The sequence below is a fragment of the Streptomyces sp. NPDC057137 genome (genome assembly GCF_042670825.1).
Lineage (GTDB): Bacteria > Actinomycetota > Actinomycetes > Streptomycetales > Streptomycetaceae > Streptomyces.
Map to the genome: position 1 here is coordinate 128450 of NZ_JBHUUW010000007.1, position 16737 is coordinate 145186.

The 16737-nt window shown below is 68.3% G+C and carries 13 protein-coding genes; 6 read left to right on the top strand and 7 right to left on the bottom strand.

Going from position 1 to position 16737, the window contains the following annotated elements; genetic code table 11:
- Nucleotides 1-37: 37 nt before the first annotated feature.
- A complete protein-coding gene (locus ACFT9I_RS08830) occupies nt 38-2548 on the bottom strand; it encodes a DUF6049 family protein (protein ID WP_382562160.1) in 2511 nt (836 codons plus the stop codon).
- Nucleotides 2549-2734: 186 nt separating this feature from the next.
- Here ACFT9I_RS08830 and ACFT9I_RS08835 point away from each other — a divergent pair, with 186 nt between their 5' ends.
- Nucleotides 2735-4201, top strand: a complete 1467-nt coding sequence (locus ACFT9I_RS08835) for a CCA tRNA nucleotidyltransferase (protein WP_382562162.1) — start codon at nt 2735-2737, stop codon at nt 4199-4201.
- Between the two features lie 132 nt (nt 4202-4333).
- Here the strand turns inward: ACFT9I_RS08835 and ACFT9I_RS08840 are convergent, their stop codons facing one another.
- From ACFT9I_RS08840 to ACFT9I_RS08850, 3 genes are all read right to left on the bottom strand, one after another.
- A complete protein-coding gene (locus ACFT9I_RS08840; RefSeq protein ID WP_382562165.1) occupies nt 4334-5605 on the bottom strand; it encodes an MFS transporter in 1272 nt (423 codons plus the stop codon).
- A 113-nt stretch (nt 5606-5718) separates the two neighbouring features.
- Nucleotides 5719-6801, bottom strand: coding sequence for an inositol-3-phosphate synthase (locus ACFT9I_RS08845; protein ID WP_382562167.1), 1083 nt, complete (start codon nt 6799-6801; stop codon nt 5719-5721).
- A gap of 61 nt (nt 6802-6862) precedes the next feature.
- Nucleotides 6863-7612 carry a PadR family transcriptional regulator gene (locus ACFT9I_RS08850; protein WP_382562168.1) on the bottom strand — a complete coding sequence of 250 codons (750 nt, stop codon included), beginning with the start codon at nt 7610-7612 and terminating at the stop codon, nt 6863-6865.
- A gap of 361 nt (nt 7613-7973) precedes the next feature.
- On the opposite strand from ACFT9I_RS08850, the gene ACFT9I_RS08855 reads away from it, so the two are divergent.
- Together ACFT9I_RS08855 and ACFT9I_RS08860 are read left to right on the top strand one after the other, a co-directional pair.
- Nucleotides 7974-10694, top strand: a complete 2721-nt coding sequence (locus ACFT9I_RS08855) for a transglycosylase domain-containing protein (protein WP_382562169.1) — start codon at nt 7974-7976, stop codon at nt 10692-10694.
- Between the two features lie 130 nt (nt 10695-10824).
- Nucleotides 10825-12321, top strand: coding sequence for a glycosyltransferase family 87 protein (locus ACFT9I_RS08860; RefSeq protein ID WP_382562170.1), 1497 nt, complete (start codon nt 10825-10827; stop codon nt 12319-12321).
- Nucleotides 12322-12426: 105 nt separating this feature from the next.
- On the opposite strand, the gene ACFT9I_RS08865 is transcribed toward ACFT9I_RS08860, so the two are convergent.
- The 3 genes from ACFT9I_RS08865 to ACFT9I_RS08875 all read right to left on the bottom strand — a co-directional run bounded on the left by ACFT9I_RS08865 (nt 12427) and on the right by ACFT9I_RS08875 (nt 15185).
- The gene (locus tag ACFT9I_RS08865) at nt 12427-13458 is read right to left on the bottom strand and encodes an alanine racemase (RefSeq protein ID WP_356595598.1); all 1032 of its coding nucleotides are present in this window, start codon (nt 13456-13458) and stop codon (nt 12427-12429) included.
- Nucleotides 13459-13629: 171 nt separating this feature from the next.
- A complete protein-coding gene (locus ACFT9I_RS08870) occupies nt 13630-14748 on the bottom strand; it encodes a peptidoglycan bridge formation glycyltransferase FemA/FemB family protein (protein ID WP_364778758.1) in 1119 nt (372 codons plus the stop codon).
- A gap of 122 nt (nt 14749-14870) precedes the next feature.
- The gene (locus tag ACFT9I_RS08875) at nt 14871-15185 is read right to left on the bottom strand and encodes a hypothetical protein (protein WP_382562173.1); all 315 of its coding nucleotides are present in this window, start codon (nt 15183-15185) and stop codon (nt 14871-14873) included.
- A gap of 272 nt (nt 15186-15457) precedes the next feature.
- Between ACFT9I_RS08875 and rpsF the strand changes: the two genes are divergently transcribed.
- From rpsF to rpsR, 3 genes are all read left to right on the top strand, one after another.
- Nucleotides 15458-15748, top strand: a complete 291-nt coding sequence (gene rpsF, locus ACFT9I_RS08880) for a 30S ribosomal protein S6 (protein ID WP_023540278.1) — start codon at nt 15458-15460, stop codon at nt 15746-15748.
- A gap of 74 nt (nt 15749-15822) precedes the next feature.
- Nucleotides 15823-16446 carry a single-stranded DNA-binding protein gene (locus ACFT9I_RS08885; protein WP_382562175.1) on the top strand — a complete coding sequence of 208 codons (624 nt, stop codon included), beginning with the start codon at nt 15823-15825 and terminating at the stop codon, nt 16444-16446.
- Nucleotides 16447-16488: 42 nt separating this feature from the next.
- Nucleotides 16489-16725, top strand: coding sequence for a 30S ribosomal protein S18 (rpsR, locus tag ACFT9I_RS08890; RefSeq protein ID WP_003967857.1), 237 nt, complete (start codon nt 16489-16491; stop codon nt 16723-16725).
- The last annotated feature ends 12 nt before the right edge of the window (nt 16726-16737 follow it).

Here is a 16737-nt window from a genome sequence, read left to right on the forward strand (position 1 = left end):
CACCTCATCGTCCCCGGCCGGCCGGCCACGACATCGCTCAACGGTCCACTTTCTCACCCTTGCCCGACGGGTCCCCGCTTTCCGGACGGGTGTCCGGGGTCGGGTCACTCGGCTGCCCGGGTTCGGCGCCGTTGATGTCTCCGGGAGTCTCCTCCGCCGACGGCGGAGCGACGGGTGCCGGGGCCGGGTTCGCGGCGGCGGCCTCGTCGGGGGCACTGTCGTGGGCGTCGCCGTTCCCGGCGGCCTCGTCAGTGGTCTCGTCAGCGCCACCGGCCTCGGCGGCGGCGTCCGCGGCGGTCTTGTCCTCGGCCGCCTTCGCCGCCACCGCCCGCTTGCGCTGGCTGTACATCTTGACCCCGGCCAGGACGAGGAGCAGCACACCGCCGGCGATGACGAGCATCACGGTCGGAGTCAGCTCGGAGACCCTGACCTGGAACGACATGGGGTCGCCGTACGGCCGCCCGTCGGCCGTGTACAGCTGCGCCGTGAGCCCCACGGGCCCGTTGGCGTTGGCCGTGCCGGTGAACTTCACCACCTGGGTGTGTCCGCCGTCGATCTTGATCTCCTGCTGGGTGACGGCGCTGCCGTCGTCCAGCTTCAGACGGGTCTTGTTCGTGGACTGCAGACGCAGGACGAGATGGTCGACGCCCTGCAGCAGCTGGTTCTGGACCGTCACCGGGATGGTCGCGCTGCGTCCGGACAGGGTCAGCTCCGACTTCTGGATGAGCTGGACCTCGCTGGAGAGGCTCGTCAGATAGCGGTTCACCGAGGCGCGGTACTCCCTGGCGCCCCTCGCGTCCCCCCGCCAGGACGTCGAGACCGCCCGGTTGACGGCGTTGGCGAACGGCGTCGCGACCCGGTCGGGAAGGGTCAGGATGGCCTTGAACTTCCCGAGCCGTTCGTCGATCCCCTTGATCTCCTCGAACGCCGACGGGGGCAGCTCCTGGTCACGGAGCTTGTCCGGATACCGCGAGGTGCCGGGCACCTTGGTCGTGGCGTTCGTGTCGGGCTTGGCAGCGGCGGCCGCGACCAGGTCGGACGACTGGGTCCAGCGCTGCCCGTCGAGCCCTTGGAGGGCGCGGGCCATGGACTGCGCCTGGCCGGCCGACGGCGTCCGCTGCGGGGCGACGACGATGTTGCGCTGCTTGGAGGAGTCCTGGAGGGTCACGGCCAGCGACTGGGCGAGGAACTTCTGGACCGCGAGCGTGGAACTGCCCGCCGTGCTCACATCGCCCTCGAAGGCCGTGGACAGCCGGGTGTCGCTGACCACGGCCGTCGTACCGCCGCCGATGGGCCGCGCCGCGCTCGCCGTGTACGGCAGGTTGTCCTGGATGCTGTCGCTGCGCGAGATCACCTTGTCGGCGCCCGCGGAGGTCGCGACATCGACGATCGACGGGTCGACGGCGCCGTTCACCGGCCACGCGAAGTCGGTGGCGGGCTGCACATGGAGGGTGGACTCCACGGTCAGCGCGGCCACCTCGCTGGAGCCCTGGAGATGGCCGAGGGTGCCGGAGACGGTCTCGCCGCCGTGGGCCAGGGACGCCAGGTCGGGGTCACCGAAGGGCAGGGCGACGATGTGGGGGTTGTCCTGGACGGCCTTCTCCAGGGAGTTGAGCCACGACCTGGCCACGACCTGGTTCTTGCCCGCGACCGTGGAGTTCCCGTCCCTGACGCGGTACGGCTCGGTCATCGCCACCACGGTGGCGAGAAGGTCCGGGTCGACGACCCAGGTGACGGGAAGCTGGCTGCCGAGGGAGACGAGCTGCTCCAGCCGGCCGCCGGGGGCCAGCTCCTCGGCCAGGTCGTCGTTCTCGAAGACCGGGGTCTGCTGGTCGTCCGAACCCGTCTCGGCGGAGATGTGGGAGGTGGAGATCAGCGGCCAGAGATAGGTGAACTTGGTCTTGGTGTCCACGGCTTCCGGCTGCCACGGCAGGAACGTCCGCCGGACGCCGAGCGTGTGGTCGTACGGCTCGGCCGCCGTCCGGCCCGTGAGCGTCACGCCGAGCTGGTAGACACCGTCCCCACCCAGGCCGAGCTTGTTCACCGGCACGGACAGGGCGAAGTCGTAGCTGATGCCGGAGGCGAGCTTCTCGAACTCCACCTTGTACTTGCCGCCCACCGGCAGTGGGTCGTACGTGGTGTCGTTGGACCGCTCGACCGCGTCGTCGATGGCGGTCCTGCCGTTGAGCTGGGGGCCCACCCGGAGATCGACCTGCGCGTCGGTGACCGTCTTCTTGCTCTTGTTGGTCACCGTGCCGGAGATCGTGAGGGTGTCGCCCTTCGTCGGCGCGCTGGGCGCCAGGGTGTCGAGTGCGACGGAGACGGTGCTCGACCCGGACGGCTCGGCGGCGGCGCCCGCCGGGGACGCCGTGGCGGCCCCTGTGGTGGCCGCGGAGACGGTCGGACCGGCCGCGGTCGCCTGCGGCGCCGCGAGGCCCCCCAGCAGCCCGGCCAGGAGCGGCACCCCTGCGGCCACGGCGCCGGTGCGCCCCAGCCATCGGCGGGCAGGAGAGTGCTTCATCCCCTGGATGTCTGCCGCCTCGGCCACGCGCCCGCCCGTCCCTCGTCGTCAATGGTCGTCGTCGATTGTGCGTCCACGCATGGTAACGATGTGCGCTGTGACGAAGTGCCGGGGACCGCCCCTCATGATCGGAAGAATCTCATGGGCCGGCGGAATCCGGTGCACCGGAAACTCGGGCGCCGGGGTCGGCCGGGGCACGTACCCTTTTCTGTTGTGCCGAACGCCAACGAAGAGACTCCCCTTGCACTGAGTCAGGTGCAGCGCCGCGCAGTCAGCGAACTGCTGCGGGTGTCCCCTGTCGCCGACGACCTCGCACGCCGATTCCAGGAAGCAGGTTTCACACTCGCCCTGGTCGGGGGCTCGGTGAGGGATGCCCTCCTCGGTCGCCTCGGCAACGACCTCGACTTCACGACCGACGCCAGGCCCGACGACGTACTGAAGATCGTCCGGCCCTGGGCGGACTCGGTGTGGGAGGTCGGGATCGCGTTCGGCACGGTCGGTGTCCAGAAGGAGGGCCGGGTCGGCGACGAGCGGCAGAATTTCCAGATCGAGGTCACGACCTACCGCTCCGAGGCCTACGACCGCACGTCGCGCAAGCCCGAGGTGTCGTACGGGGACTCCATCGAGGACGACCTCGTGCGCCGGGACTTCACCGTCAACGCGATGGCCGTCGCGCTGCCGCAGAAGGAGTTCATCGATCCGCACGGCGGTCTGCAGGACCTCGCGGCCGGTGTGCTGCGCACGCCCGGCACCCCCGAGGCGTCTTTCTCCGACGATCCGCTGCGCATGCTCAGGGCCGCGCGCTTCGCCGCGCAGCTCGACTTCGAGGTCGCCGCGGACGTCGTCGCGGCGATGAAGGCCATGGCCGAGCGGATCGAGATCGTCTCGGCGGAGCGCGTACGGGAGGAGCTGAACAAGCTGATCCTCTCCGGCCACCCGCGCAAGGGTCTGGCGCTGCTCGTCGACACCGGCCTCGCGGAGCGCGTACTGCCCGAGCTGCCGGCGCTGCGGCTGGAGAGCGACGAGCACCACCGGCACAAGGACGTGTACGAGCACTCGCTGACCGTGCTGGAGCAGGCCATCGACCTGGAGGAGAACGGGCCGGACCTGGTGCTGCGGCTGGCCGCACTGCTCCATGACATCGGCAAGCCCCGGACGCGGCGCTTCGAGAAGGACGGCGGGGTCTCGTTCCATCACCACGAGGTGGTGGGGGCGAAGCTGACCAAGAAGCGGATGACCGCGCTGAAGTACTCGAACGAGTTGGTGAAGGACGTCTCGCGGCTGGTGGAGCTGCATCTGCGTTTCCACGGTTACGGGACGGGTGAGTGGACCGACTCGGCGGTGCGGCGGTACGTACGTGACGCCGGTCCGCTGCTGGACCGCCTCCACAAGCTGACCCGGTCGGACTGCACCACCCGCAACAAGCGCAAGGCGACCGCCCTCTCACGCGCCTACGACGGCCTGGAGGAGCGGATCGCGCAGTTGCAGGAGCAGGAGGAACTGGACTCCATCCGGCCGGACCTGGACGGCAACCAGATCATGGAGACGCTGGGCGTCGGTCCGGGGCCCGCGATCGGGGCCGCGTACAAGTTCCTGCTGGAGCTGCGGCTGGAGAACGGGCCGATGGAGCGTGACGCCGCGGTGAGCGCGCTCAAGGAATGGTGGGCCGAGCAGAACTGAATGCGCGGCAGGCCGTGACCGCCGGTCGATGTCTGGCCGGTCGATGTTTCACGTGAAACATCGACCGGGCGGTGGCGGAGTGGGGGCGATGTTTCACGTGAAACATCGCCCCCCTCGCATGCGCTCCGCGCGCTATCCGTCCTTCTTCGCGGGCTGCTTCCAGCGGAACAGCCCTGTCGCGACCGCCGCGTAGAGCACCGCGACGCCCAACACGAGGGGTGCCGAGCGGCCGTCCGGCGGCAGTATCAGCGCGGCGACTCCCGCGGCGCCGACGAAGGCGACGTTGAACAGCACGTCGTAGAGGGAGAAGATCCGACCCCGGTACGCGTCGTCCACCGACATCTGCACCACCGTGTCCGTCGCGATTTTCGCCCCCTGGGTGATGAGGCCGAGTACGAACGCGGCAGCGAGCATCGTGGCGGGAGCGAACGGCAGTCCCAGCGCCGGTTCCAGTACGGCCGCTGACGCGGCGCACGTCACCATCCAGCCGAACGGGCCGAGGCGCCCGACCGCCGACGGCGTGACGACAGCGGCGACGAAGAAGCCCGCTCCCGAGACGCCGAGCGCCACCCCCAGCAGGGCGAGCCCGTCCTCTTCGGAGAGGGACCAGGCGTAGCGGCAGAGCATCAGCACCATCACGGTCAGCGCGCCGTAGCAGAAGCGCATCAGTGTCATCGCGATCAGCGCGCCCGCCGCGTCGCGCCGCTCGGCCAAATGGCGCAGCCCGGCGCCGAGACCGCGTGCGGTGGACGCGAGGGCGACCCTCAACCGTGGCTGGACCTGCTCCGGATCCGGACCGAGGAGATCGCGGGCCATGGTGACGGAGGCCAGCGCCGAGCAGAGATACAGCGCGGCGCCCACCAGCACCACGGCGGCGTCGGAGTTGGAGAGCACCAGCCGTACCAGGAAGGCGACGCCACCGCCCGCGGTCGCGGCGAGTGTGCCGGCCGTCGGGGAGAGGGAGTTGGCGACGACCAGCCGTTCGTCCTCGACGACGCGGGGCAGCGCGGCCGAGAGCCCGGCGAGTACGAACCGGTTGACGGCCGTCACGGCCAGCGCGGAGGCGTAGAAGAGCCAGTCGGGCAGGGAGGTGAGGATCAGTACGGCGGTGCAGGCGGCCAGCAAGGCCCGCAGCAGATTCCCGTACAGGATGATCTGGCGCCGCCGCCAGCGGTCGAGCAGCACCCCGGCGAACGGGCCGATGAGCGAGTAGGGCAGCAGCAGTACGGCCATGGCCGACGCGATGGCGCCGGGGGTGGCCTGCTTCTCGGGGGAGAACACGACGTGCGCGGCCAGCGCGACCTGGAAGACTCCGTCTGCCGCCTGCGACAGCAGACGCACAGTCAGCAGACGGCGGAAGTCGGGCAGACGCAGGAGCACGCGCAGATCGCGTACGGCAGACATGTGGATCAGAGTCACACACGACTCGTGCGTCACACGCGAAGGGTCCCCGGGCAGTTGCCCGGGGACCCTTCGGCGGTGCGTGTACGGGGGAGAACCGCGCTCCCCCGCGGGATTTAGCGCTCGACCTCGCCGTGGATGAACTTCTCCACGTTCTCGCGGGCCTCGTCGTCGAAGTACTGCACCGGCGGGGACTTCATGAAGTACGAGGACGCGGAGAGGATCGGGCCGCCGATGCCGCGGTCCTTGGCGATCTTCGCGGCGCGCACGGCGTCGATGATGACACCCGCGGAGTTCGGGGAGTCCCAGACCTCCAGCTTGTACTCCAGGTTCAGCGGAACGTCGCCGAAGGCGCGGCCCTCGAGGCGGACGTACGCCCACTTGCGGTCGTCCAGCCACGCCACATAGTCCGAGGGACCGATGTGGACGTTGTCGGCACCCATGTCACGGTCGCGGATCTGCGAGGTGACCGCCTGCGTCTTGGAGATCTTCTTGGACTCCAGGCGCTCGCGCTCCAGCATGTTCTTGAAGTCCATGTTGCCGCCGACGTTCAGCTGCATCGTGCGGTCCAGGACGACACCGCGGTCCTCGAACAGCTTCGCCATCACGCGGTGCGTGATGGTGGCGCCGACCTGGGACTTGATGTCGTCACCGACGATGGGGACACCGGCCTCGGTGAACTTGTCCGCCCACTCCTTCGTACCGGCGATGAAGACCGGGAGGGCGTTGACGAAGGCGACCTTGGCGTCGATGGCGCACTGCGCGTAGAACTTCGCGGCGGCCTCGGAACCGACGGGCAGGTAGCAGACGAGGACGTCGACCTGCCTGTCCTTGAGGGTCTGGACGATGTCGGCCGGCGTCTCGTCCGACTCCTCGATCGTCTCGCGGTAGTACTTGCCCAGACCGTCGTAGGTGTGGCCGCGCTGGACGGTGATGCCCGAGTTCGGGACGTCGCAGATCTTGATGGTGTTGTTCTCGCTGGCACCGATGGCGTCCGCGAGGTCGAGACCGACCTTCTTGGCGTCGACATCGAAGGCGGCGACGAACTCCACGTCCCGCACGTGGTATTCACCGAACTGAACGTGCATCAGGCCGGGCACCTTGCCGGCCGGATCGGCGTCCTTGTAGAACTCGACGCCCTGCACCAGCGAGGCGGCACAGTTGCCCACGCCGACAATGGCTACGCGAACGGAACCCATCCTGGTTGCTCCCTGTGTGTGATCTCAATGTTGCGATGAAGCCCCGCGCTGATGCGGAACCTCATGGGGTGGTGTCCTCGGACGGATCCGGCGGGCCGGGGGCTTCCGGAGGCGAACCTCCGGAAGTCCCCCGGAGCCGGGGCAGGCCGTCCTCGTCTCCCGTTGTGCTGTTGGTCGTGCTGCCCGTCGTGCTGTCCGACGGGCTGTTCTGCCGAGGAGCGGGGCTGTCGGGACCGGGTCGTCGCTGATCCCGTCCCGCCCGCTCACTCTCGATGAGCTCGTTGAGCCAGCGCACTTCGCGCTCCACGGACTCCATGCCGTGGCGCTGAAGTTCGAGCGTGTAGTCGTCGAGGCGTTCCCGGGTACGGGCCAGGGAAGCGCTCATCTTCTCCAGGCGCTCCTCCAGCCGGCTGCGACGGCCCTCCAGCACGCGCATCCGTACCTCGCGCTCCGTCTGTCCGAAGAAGGCGAAGCGAGCGGCGAAGTGCTCGTCCTCCCAGGCATCCGGGCCCGCCTGGGACAGCAGCTCCTCGAAGTGCTCCTTGCCCTCCGCCGTAAGGCGGTAGACGATTTTGGCGCGGCGGCCCGCGAGTGACGCGGCAAGCGCCTCCTCCGGCGCACTGCCCGGCTCCTCGATCAACCATCCGCTGGCGACCAGCGTCTTGAGGCAGGGATACAGAGTCCCGTAGCTGAAGGCCCGGAAGATCCCCAGCGAGGTGTTGAGCCGTTTCCGCAGCTCGTAGCCGTGCATCGGAGACTCGCGCAGCAGACCCAGGACGGCGAACTCAAGGATGCCCGAGCGTCTGCTCACTGCTCGCCTCCTCCGTCGTCCTGGCCACTTATGCCGTCCCGATGTATCGAGTCGATACATCGGGACGATAGAACACCGAGGCTCATGGGACAAGAGGGGCCATCGTGAACGGCGTCACATCACCGATTCACAGCATGTAACTTGCCTGGTTTGGGATGAAGTTCAGTTCTGGGAGGGGTTTGACCCTGCGTAGTCTGTGCGGCATGCAGACCACCGGGAACCGCGTGACGTGTGAGAGCGTCGTCGTTCTGGATGCATGCCGGATGAGCCCTACGCCGGGTACATCCGTATTCATTTCGGGGGGACCGGAACTCAACTGCCGCTTCCAGGCGTTCGCGCCTGCCCGAGGAGTAGTCGTTCGATGAGCGAGCACCGTCGCAAACAGCCACAGCCGCAGGGTGGCCAGGGGGGCGGACGAGCTGCCGCCAGGCGTGCCGCACAGCGGCCGGCCGGCCGCCGCGCTGACCCCTCCCGTGGAGTGCCCACGGCCTCCCACTCCGAATCCCAGGATCCGGAGCCTTCTTACGGAGGACGGGCCGAAGCACGTAAGGCCGCACAGCGAGGCCGTCGACGTGCCGCCGAGGACGGCGGCGCCGGAGCGGGAGGCCGGGGTGGCGGGGGCCGTCGTGGCGGTCCCGGTGGGCCCGGTGGACCGGGCCCCGGTCGAGGGCGTGGCGGGCGGCCCGGCAAGAAGCGGATCATCGACTACCCGCGCCACGACAAGTACGGCTGGCAGCGCTGGATGCCGTCCTGGAAGCTCGTGACCAGTCTCTGCATCGCCTTCCTCGGCAGTCTGCTGGCTGCGGCCACCATCGCGTACGCCATGGTCGAAAAGCCCAACCCGAGTAAGGCGTCCACGGCCCAGAACAACGTCTACCTCTGGGACGACGGAACGCCGATGGTCTCCACCGGCGGTGAGGTCAACCGCCAGATCATCAAGATCGCGAAGATTCCCAAGGCGATGCAGAACGCCGTGATCTCGGCGGAGAACAAGACGTTCAACGAAGACTCGGGCGTCGACCCGATGGGCATCGGCCGGGCCGTGTTCAACATGGCCAAGGGCGGCCAGACGCAGGGTGGTTCGACCATCACCCAGCAGTACGTCAAGAACGCCATGCTCAGCCAGGACCAGACCTTCAAGCGCAAGTTCGAAGAGCTGTTCATCTCCATCAAGGTCGGCGCCGACATGGAGAAACCCGACATCATGGCCGGGTACCTCAACACCTCCTACTACGGACGCGGTGCCTACGGCATCCAGGCGGCCGCCCGCACGTACTACGGCAAGGACGCCGAGGACCTCAACCCGAGCGAGTGCGCCTTCCTGGCGACGCTCCTTAAGGGCGCGACGTACTACGACCCGAACGGCGCCCAGTCGATCGACAAGACCGCCAGCCCGGAGGCCAACACCGAGCGGGCGAAGAAGCGCTGGGACTGGATCCTCGACGAGATGGTGAAGGACGGCCATCTCGAATCGGCGGAACGGCAGAAGTACACGAAATTCCCGATGCCGGACAAGCCGAAGCAGAACGCGCAGCTCGGCGGTCAGATCGGCTACCTCGTGGACCTCGCCAAGGCCTACTTCATCAACAACAACACCGAGGGCATCACGGCCGACGACCTGGCCAAGGGCGGCTTCGAGATCAGGACGACCTTCAACAAGGACAAGGTCATCGCGCTTGAGAAGGCCGTCCAGGACGTCCGTAAGAAGAACATCGACCCCAAGAAGCGTCCCGACAAGGACACCCATGTCCAGTTCGGCGGCGCCTCGGTGGAGCCCGAGACCGGCAAGATCGTCGCCATCTACGGCGGTGAGGACGCCACCAAGCACTTCACCAACAACGCCAACCAGACCGGTGCCCAGGTCGGATCGACCTTCAAGCCGTACGTCCTGGCGGCGGCGATGCGTGACGGCGTACGCGACCCCGAACTCGGGCCCGAGCAGGGCGAGGAGACACGTACCAAGGTCTCCCCGGACAAGAGCCAGTACAACGGCGAGAACAAGCTGAAGATCAAGGAGTACGACGGCCAGGTCTGGCAGAACGAGGAAGGCAAGGAGTGGCTCCAGCGCAACGATGGTGACAAGGACTACGAAGACATCAATCTGCGTGAGGCCATGAAGGTCTCGGCCAACTCCCCCTTCGTCCAGCTCGGCATGGATGTCGGCATTCCGCTGGTCAGGCAGGCCGCCGTCGACGCGGGACTGCTGGAGGACAGCCTTCCGGGCGGCAACAACCCGTCGTTCTCCATCGGTATCTCCGACCCCAGCGCCATCCGCATGGCGGGTTCGTACGCCACCTTCGCCGACAACGGCACCCAGCGTGAGCCCTACTCCGTCCAGCGGGTCACGCGAGAGGGAGTCGAGGTCTTCGAGTACAACCTGAAGGCCGAGTCCAAGTTCGACGCCGACATCGCGCACAACGTGACGGACGTCCTGAAGTCCGTGGTCATGGAGAAGGGCGGCACGGGCACCTCGGCGCAGCTGCCGGACGGCCGCGAGGTGGCCGGCAAGACGGGCACCACCGACGGCAACAAGTCGGCCTGGTTCGTGGGCTACACCCCGCAGCTCTCGACCGCCATCGACATGTACCGGCTGGACGACAACGCGGAGAACAAGAACCGCAAGTTCCTGGAGATGTTCGGCACCGGCGGCCAGAAAGAGATCCACGGTGCGTCGTTCCCGGCCGACATCTGGCGGGAGTACATGACGGTGGCGATGAAGGACACGAAGGCCCTGAAGTTCCCCGAGCCCGAGCCGATCGGCGAGGCCGTCTACGGCGGCGGTCTGAAGAGTGAGGAGCCGTCCCCGTCGGAGTCGGCGTCCGAGTCGGCGTCGACGGACCCGACCGAGTCGGCGTCCGAGTCGGCGTCGACGGACCCGACCGAGTCGGCGACGACGGACCCGACCGAGTCCTGTGACCAGTGGAACGGCTGTGAGGACGGTGGTACCACCGGTGATCCCGGTGGTCCGGGCGGTGAGGATTCCGGCGGCGTCATCGGGGGCACGACGTCCAGTCCGCCACCGGACGAGGGAGACGACCAGGGCAACGACGGCGGGAACCTGTTCGGCGGCCCGGGAGGCTGAGGAGCCCCGAGGCCGGCGAGCGGCCTGAAGCGACGCGAAGGCCGTCGCACCAGGGACGTACACACAGCGTGTACGGCCCGGTGCGGCGGCCTTCGTCGTGCCCGTGGCGGCGTACGGCAGGATGGGCGGCATGCCGAGCACAGAAGACTCCACGGTGCCCCAGGACCGGCCGGTCGTACCGCCCACCCGGCGGGACAGGATCGCCGCGTCCGGCAGCGAGCTGATCGGCGGTCCCATCGGCCGCTGGGCCTGGTACGGCACCAGCCGGCTCACCCCGGTACGGGTGATCGCACTGGTGGCGATCGGGATGTTCGCGCTCGGCATGGTGCAGAAGATGCCCTGCTACGAGTGGGCGTGGTTCCGGGGCGCCAGCTCCCAGTACACGCACGCCTGTTACTCCGACATCCCGCACCTCTTCCTCGGGCGCGGTTTCGCCGACAACCTCGTGCCGTACTTCGACCAGCTCAGCGGCGACATGCAGTACCTGGAGTACCCCGTCCTGACGGGTCTGTTCATGGAGGTCGCCTCCTGGCTCACCCCCGGCGGCGGCTCCATCCAGCACCGCGAACAGATGTACTGGATGGTCAACGCGGGGATGCTGATGATCTGCGCGGCGGTCATCGCCGTCTGCGTCGCCCGCACCCACCGGCACCGCCCCTGGGACGCCCTGCTCCTCGCCCTGGCACCCGCCTTCGCCCTCACCGCCACCATCAACTGGGATCTGCTGGCCGTCGCGCTCCTGGCGGCCGGGATGCTGATGTGGTCGCGCGGCCGGCCGCTGGCCTTCGGCATCCTCATCGGCCTCGCGACGGCGGCCAAGCTCTATCCCGTACTGCTGCTGGGGCCGCTGCTGCTGCTGTGCTGGCGGGCCGGGCGGCTGCGGGAGTTCGGGGTCGCGCTGGGCGGTACGGCCGCCTCGTGGCTGCTGGTGAACCTGCCGGTGATGCTGCTCGCGCCCGAGGGGTGGAAGAAGTTCTACACCTTCAGCCAGGAGCGGCAGGTCGACTTCGGATCGTTCTGGCTGATCATCACGCAGCGCACGGGGCGGTCCCTGGACGTCGAGACGGTCAACACGTGGGCGATGGTGCTGATGGTCCTGGCGTGCGCGGGCATCGCGGCGCTCGCCCTGACGGCGCCGAGACGGCCCAGGTTCGCGCAGCTCGCCTTCCTGGTCGTGGCCGCCTTCATCCTGACCAACAAGGTCTACTCGCCGCAGTACGTCCTGTGGCTGATCCCGCTCGCCGCGCTGGCCCGGCCGCGGTGGCGCGACTTCCTGATCTGGCAGGCGTGCGAGGTCATGTACTTCCTGGGCATCTGGATGTATCTCGCGTATACGACGAGCGGGGACGCCCACAAGGGACTGCCGACCGAGGGCTACCAACTGGCCATCGCGCTGCATCTGCTGGGGACGCTGTACCTGTGCGCCGTCGTCGTGCGGGACATCCTGCTGCCGGAGCGCGACGGCGTACGGCGCGACGGGTCGGACGATCCGTCGGGCGGAGTGCTGGACGGGGCGCGGGACGTGTTCGTGCTGGGCCGCGCCGCCCGGCCGAGGGAGCACACGGCGCACACGGTGGAGGCGTCGCAGCGGGTGTCGTGGGGGATGCGGCCGCCCGGGGCCGCGTGAGGCGCCGGGCGGGGGCCGAGAACTCGGCGGGGGCCGGAAACGCGTGAAGGGCCGGACGGGCCAGCGGCCCGTCCGGCCCTCGCGTACTGATCCGAACGACGGGCTCTAGCGGTCCACCAGCCGGTCGAACTGCGTCGTCGTGTGGCGCAGGTGCGCCACCAGTTCGTCGCCCACCTTGGGCTCCTGCGCGTCGGCCGGCACGAACAGGATCGACACCTGCATGTGCGGCGGCTCGGCGAACCAGCGCTGCTTGCCCGACCACACGAACGGCGAGAGGTTGCGGTTGACCGTGGCCAGGCCCGCGCGCGCCACGCCCTTGGCACGCGGCATCACGCCGTGCAGCGCCTTGGGGGCTTCGAGTCCCACTCCGTGCGACGTGCCGCCCGCGACGACCACCAGCCAGCCCTCGGAGGCGGTCTTCTGCTGGCGGTAGCCGAACCGGTCGCCCTTGACGACGCGCGTCACATCCAGCACGGCGCCCCGGTACTCGGTCGCGTCGTGGTCGCCGAGCCACAGCCGTGTGCCGATGCGGGCGCGGAACCGGGTCTGCGGGAACTGCCGCTGGAGGCTGGCCAGTTCCTCGGCGCGCAGGTGGCTGACGAACATGGTGTGCAGCGGGAGGCGGGCCGCGCGCAGCCGGTCCATCCAGCCGATGACCTCCTCGACCGCGTCGGACCCGTCCGTACGGTCGAGCGGCAGGTGCAGGGCGAAGCCTTCGAGGCGTACGTCCTCGATGGCCGCGTGCAGCTGGCCCAGCTCCTCCTCGCGGACGCCGTGGCGCTTCATGGAGCTCATGCACTCGATGACGACGCGGGCGCCGACCAGGGCGAAGACGCCGTCGACCGAGGAGACGGAGCGGATGACGCGGTCGGGCAGCGGTACGGGCTCCTCGCCGCGGCGGAACGGGGTCAGGACCAGCAGGTCGCCGCTGAACCAGTCCTTGATGCGGGCGGCTTCGTAGATGGTGCCGACGGCGAGGATGTCGGACTCGAAGCGGGTGGTCTCCTCGGAGAGCCGTTCGTGACCGAAGCCGTAGCCATTGCCCTTGCAGACCGGGACGAGGCCCGGGAACTGGTCAATGACCGACTTCTGGTGCGCCCGCCAGCGCGCGGTGTCGACGTAGAGGGAGAGCGCCATGCCGGTCCGGAACCTTTCTCGTGGCTGCGGTGTATGAAGGATATGAACGTTCTTGGGGGCCTTGGGAGCCTTACGCAATTATTGGCCTTGTTGGGCGCGCTGGCGGGGTTGTCCGGTGTCTGGCACCGCAGCCTGCTGACCACCGGCACTCCGCTGTCCACAGGTTCGGGGTCAGCGGCGAGACATGTACATGTCGAGAGCCTTGTGGAGCAGCTTGTTGAGCGGGAAGTCCCACTCACCCACGTACTCGACGGCCTCGCCACCCGTGCCGACCTTGAACTGGATGAGACCGAACAGGTGATCCGTCTCGTCCAGCGAGTCGGAGATGCCGCGGAGGTCATAGACGGTCGCGCCCATCGCATACGCGTCACGGAGCATCCGCCACTGCATCGCGTTCGACGGCCGGACCTCCCGCTTGTGGTTGGCCGACGCCCCGTAGGAGTACCAGACGTGGCCGCCCACGATGAGCATCGTCGCGGCGGCGACGTTCTCCCCCTCGTGCCGGGCGAAGTACAGCCGCATGCGGTTGGGGTCCTCGGAGTTGAGGACGGTCCACATCCGCTGGAAGTACGAGAGCGGCCGCGGCCGGAAGTGGTCGCGCTCGGCGGTGATCTCGTACAGCCGCTGCCATTCCTCCAGGTCGTTGTAGCCGGCCTGGACGACCTCGACGCCCGCCTTCTCCGCCTTCTTGATGTTGCGCCGCCACAGCTGGTTGAAGCCCTTGAGGACATCGTCCAGGGAGCGGTTGGCCAGCGGCACCTGGAAGACGTAGCGCGGCTGTACGTCTCCGAAGCCGGCCCCGCCGTCCTCGCCCTGCTGCCAGCCCATCTTCCGCAGCCGGTCGGCCACCTCGAAGGCACGCGGCTCGATGTGGGTGGCCTCGACGTCGCGCAGCCGCTTGACGTCCTGGTCCTGGATCCCCGACTTGATGGCCGCCGAGTCCCAGCGGCGGATCACCACGGGCGGGCCCATCTTCACGGAGAACGCGCCCTGGTTCTTCAGATGCGCCAGCATCGGCTGGAGCCAGTCGACCAGGTTCGGGGCGTACCAGTTGATGACCGGGCCCTCGGGCAGATACGCCAGATACCGCTTGATCTTGGGCAGTTGCCGGTAGAGCACCAGCCCGGCGCCCACCAACTGGCCGTCCCTGTCGAACCAGCCCAGGCTCTCCGAGCGCCACTCCGTCTTCACGTCCGCCCACGCGGGGACCTGGCAGTGGCTGGCCGCGGGCAGGCTCTGGATGTATGCCAGATGCTGCTCGCGACTGATGGTGCTCAGCGTCAGGGTCATGCGGGGCGCTCCTCGCAGATGTGTCCCCATGGAGTAGGGGGGCTCCGGCTCTCGCGCCGAAGCCTACTTGCCGATGGAGCGCCCCGGCTGGCCACGGGGCGGAGCGGGCGTCGCGGCCCGTCTCAGCCCAGCACACCGCCGAACAGTCCGCCGTGCGCCATGCCGAGGTAGAAGCCGACCGCGGCGGAGCCCAGGCCCATGAGCGTCGCGAACCGTTCGTGGGTCGTCACCGAGACGAACTGGCTGTACAGACCCGTGAGGATGCCGATGAGCCCCGTCCAGGAGCTGAGCAGATGCAGGTTGTCGAACATCCCCGAGATGAAGGCGGTGACGCCCAGTACCGCGGTCACCCAGAGCAGGGTGTCCTGGAGGGGATGGGAACGGTGGTCGGTGGCGAAGAGAGAACCGGTCGTCTTCGGTTGCATTGCCTGTGCCATGGGGCACCTCCTGGCGCCTTGCCGGAAGGCGGCACATCGTAGCGCCGCCCACACCCGATGTGTACAGAGTGCGTCCGTACCCGGCCGGATTTCAACCGGAAGCCGGTCAAGAGGTAGTCTGTACGGTCTGCACCGGTGTCTGCCCTGGCCAGAAGGCGATCATCGCTCGTCGAGCGGGATTGTCAGTGGCGGCCGATACCGTTGCTCACGCATCACGACCCTCCTGCCACGGAACGACCGTGGCCGCTGAGTCCAAAGGAGGTGGGTTCCACATGCGTCACTACGAGGTGATGGTCATCCTCGACCCCGATCTCGAGGAGCGAGCAGTCTCCCCGCTGATCGAGAACTTCCTCTCCGTCGTCCGTGAGGGCGACGGAAAGGTGGAGAAGGTCGACACCTGGGGCCGTCGTCGTCTCTCTTACGAGATCAAGAAGAAGCCCGAGGGCATCTACTCGGTCATCGATCTGCAGGCTGAGCCCGCGATCGTCAAGGAGCTCGACCGACAGATGAACCTGAACGAGTCGGTCCTCCGGACCAAGGTCCTCCGTCCCGAGACCCACTGAGCTTCTAGCTCAGCGGTCATCGGGTCCGAGTAGCAGCCAGCAGCAGAAGCAATCCCCGCCGAGAGGTTCACCCAATGGCAGGCGAGACCGTCATCACGGTCGTCGGCAATCTCGTCGACGACCCCGAGCTGCGCTTCACCCCGTCCGGTGCGGCGGTCGCGAAGTTCCGTGTCGCGTCCACTCCCCGCATCTTCGACAAGCAGACCAATGAGTGGAAGGACGGCGATGGCCTGTTCCTCACCTGCTCGGTCTGGCGTCAGGCGGCGGAGAATGTCGCCGAGTCGCTTCAGCGGGGCATGCGCGTCGTCGTGCAGGGCCGTCTGAAGCAGCGGTCGTACGAGGACCGCGAGGGCGTCAAGCGCACGGTCTACGAGCTGGACGTCGAGGAAGTCGGCCCCAGCCTGAAGACCGCCACGGCCAAGGTCACCAAGACCACCGGTCGCGGTGCTCAGGGCGGTTACGGCGGCGGTGGCGGCGGTCAGCAGCAGGGCGGCGGCAACTGGGGCGGCGGTCCCGGTGGTGGCCAGCAGGGCGGCGGCGGAGGAGCATCCTCCGACGACCCCTGGGCGACCAGCGCGCCGGCCGGCGGTGCCCCGCAGCAGCCGCAGGGCGGCGGGGGTAACGGAGGCGGCTGGGGCGGAAGCTCCGGCGGTTCCGGCGGCTCCGGCGGCGGCTACTCGGACGAGCCGCCCTTCTAGGGCAGCTCGCTCCCACTTTCTTGATCACACAGGAGAAACACCATGGCGAAGCCGCCTGTGCGCAAGCCTAAGAAGAAGGTCTGCGCATTCTGCAAGGACAAGACCCAGTACGTGGACTACAAGGACACGAACATGCTGCGGAAGTTCATTTCCGACCGCGGCAAGATCCGTGCCCGCCGCGTCACCGGCAACTGCACGCAGCACCAGCGTGATGTCGCCACGGCAGTCAAGAACAGCCGTGAGATGGCGCTGCTGCCCTACACGTCCACCGCGCGATAAGGGGAGGGTGAC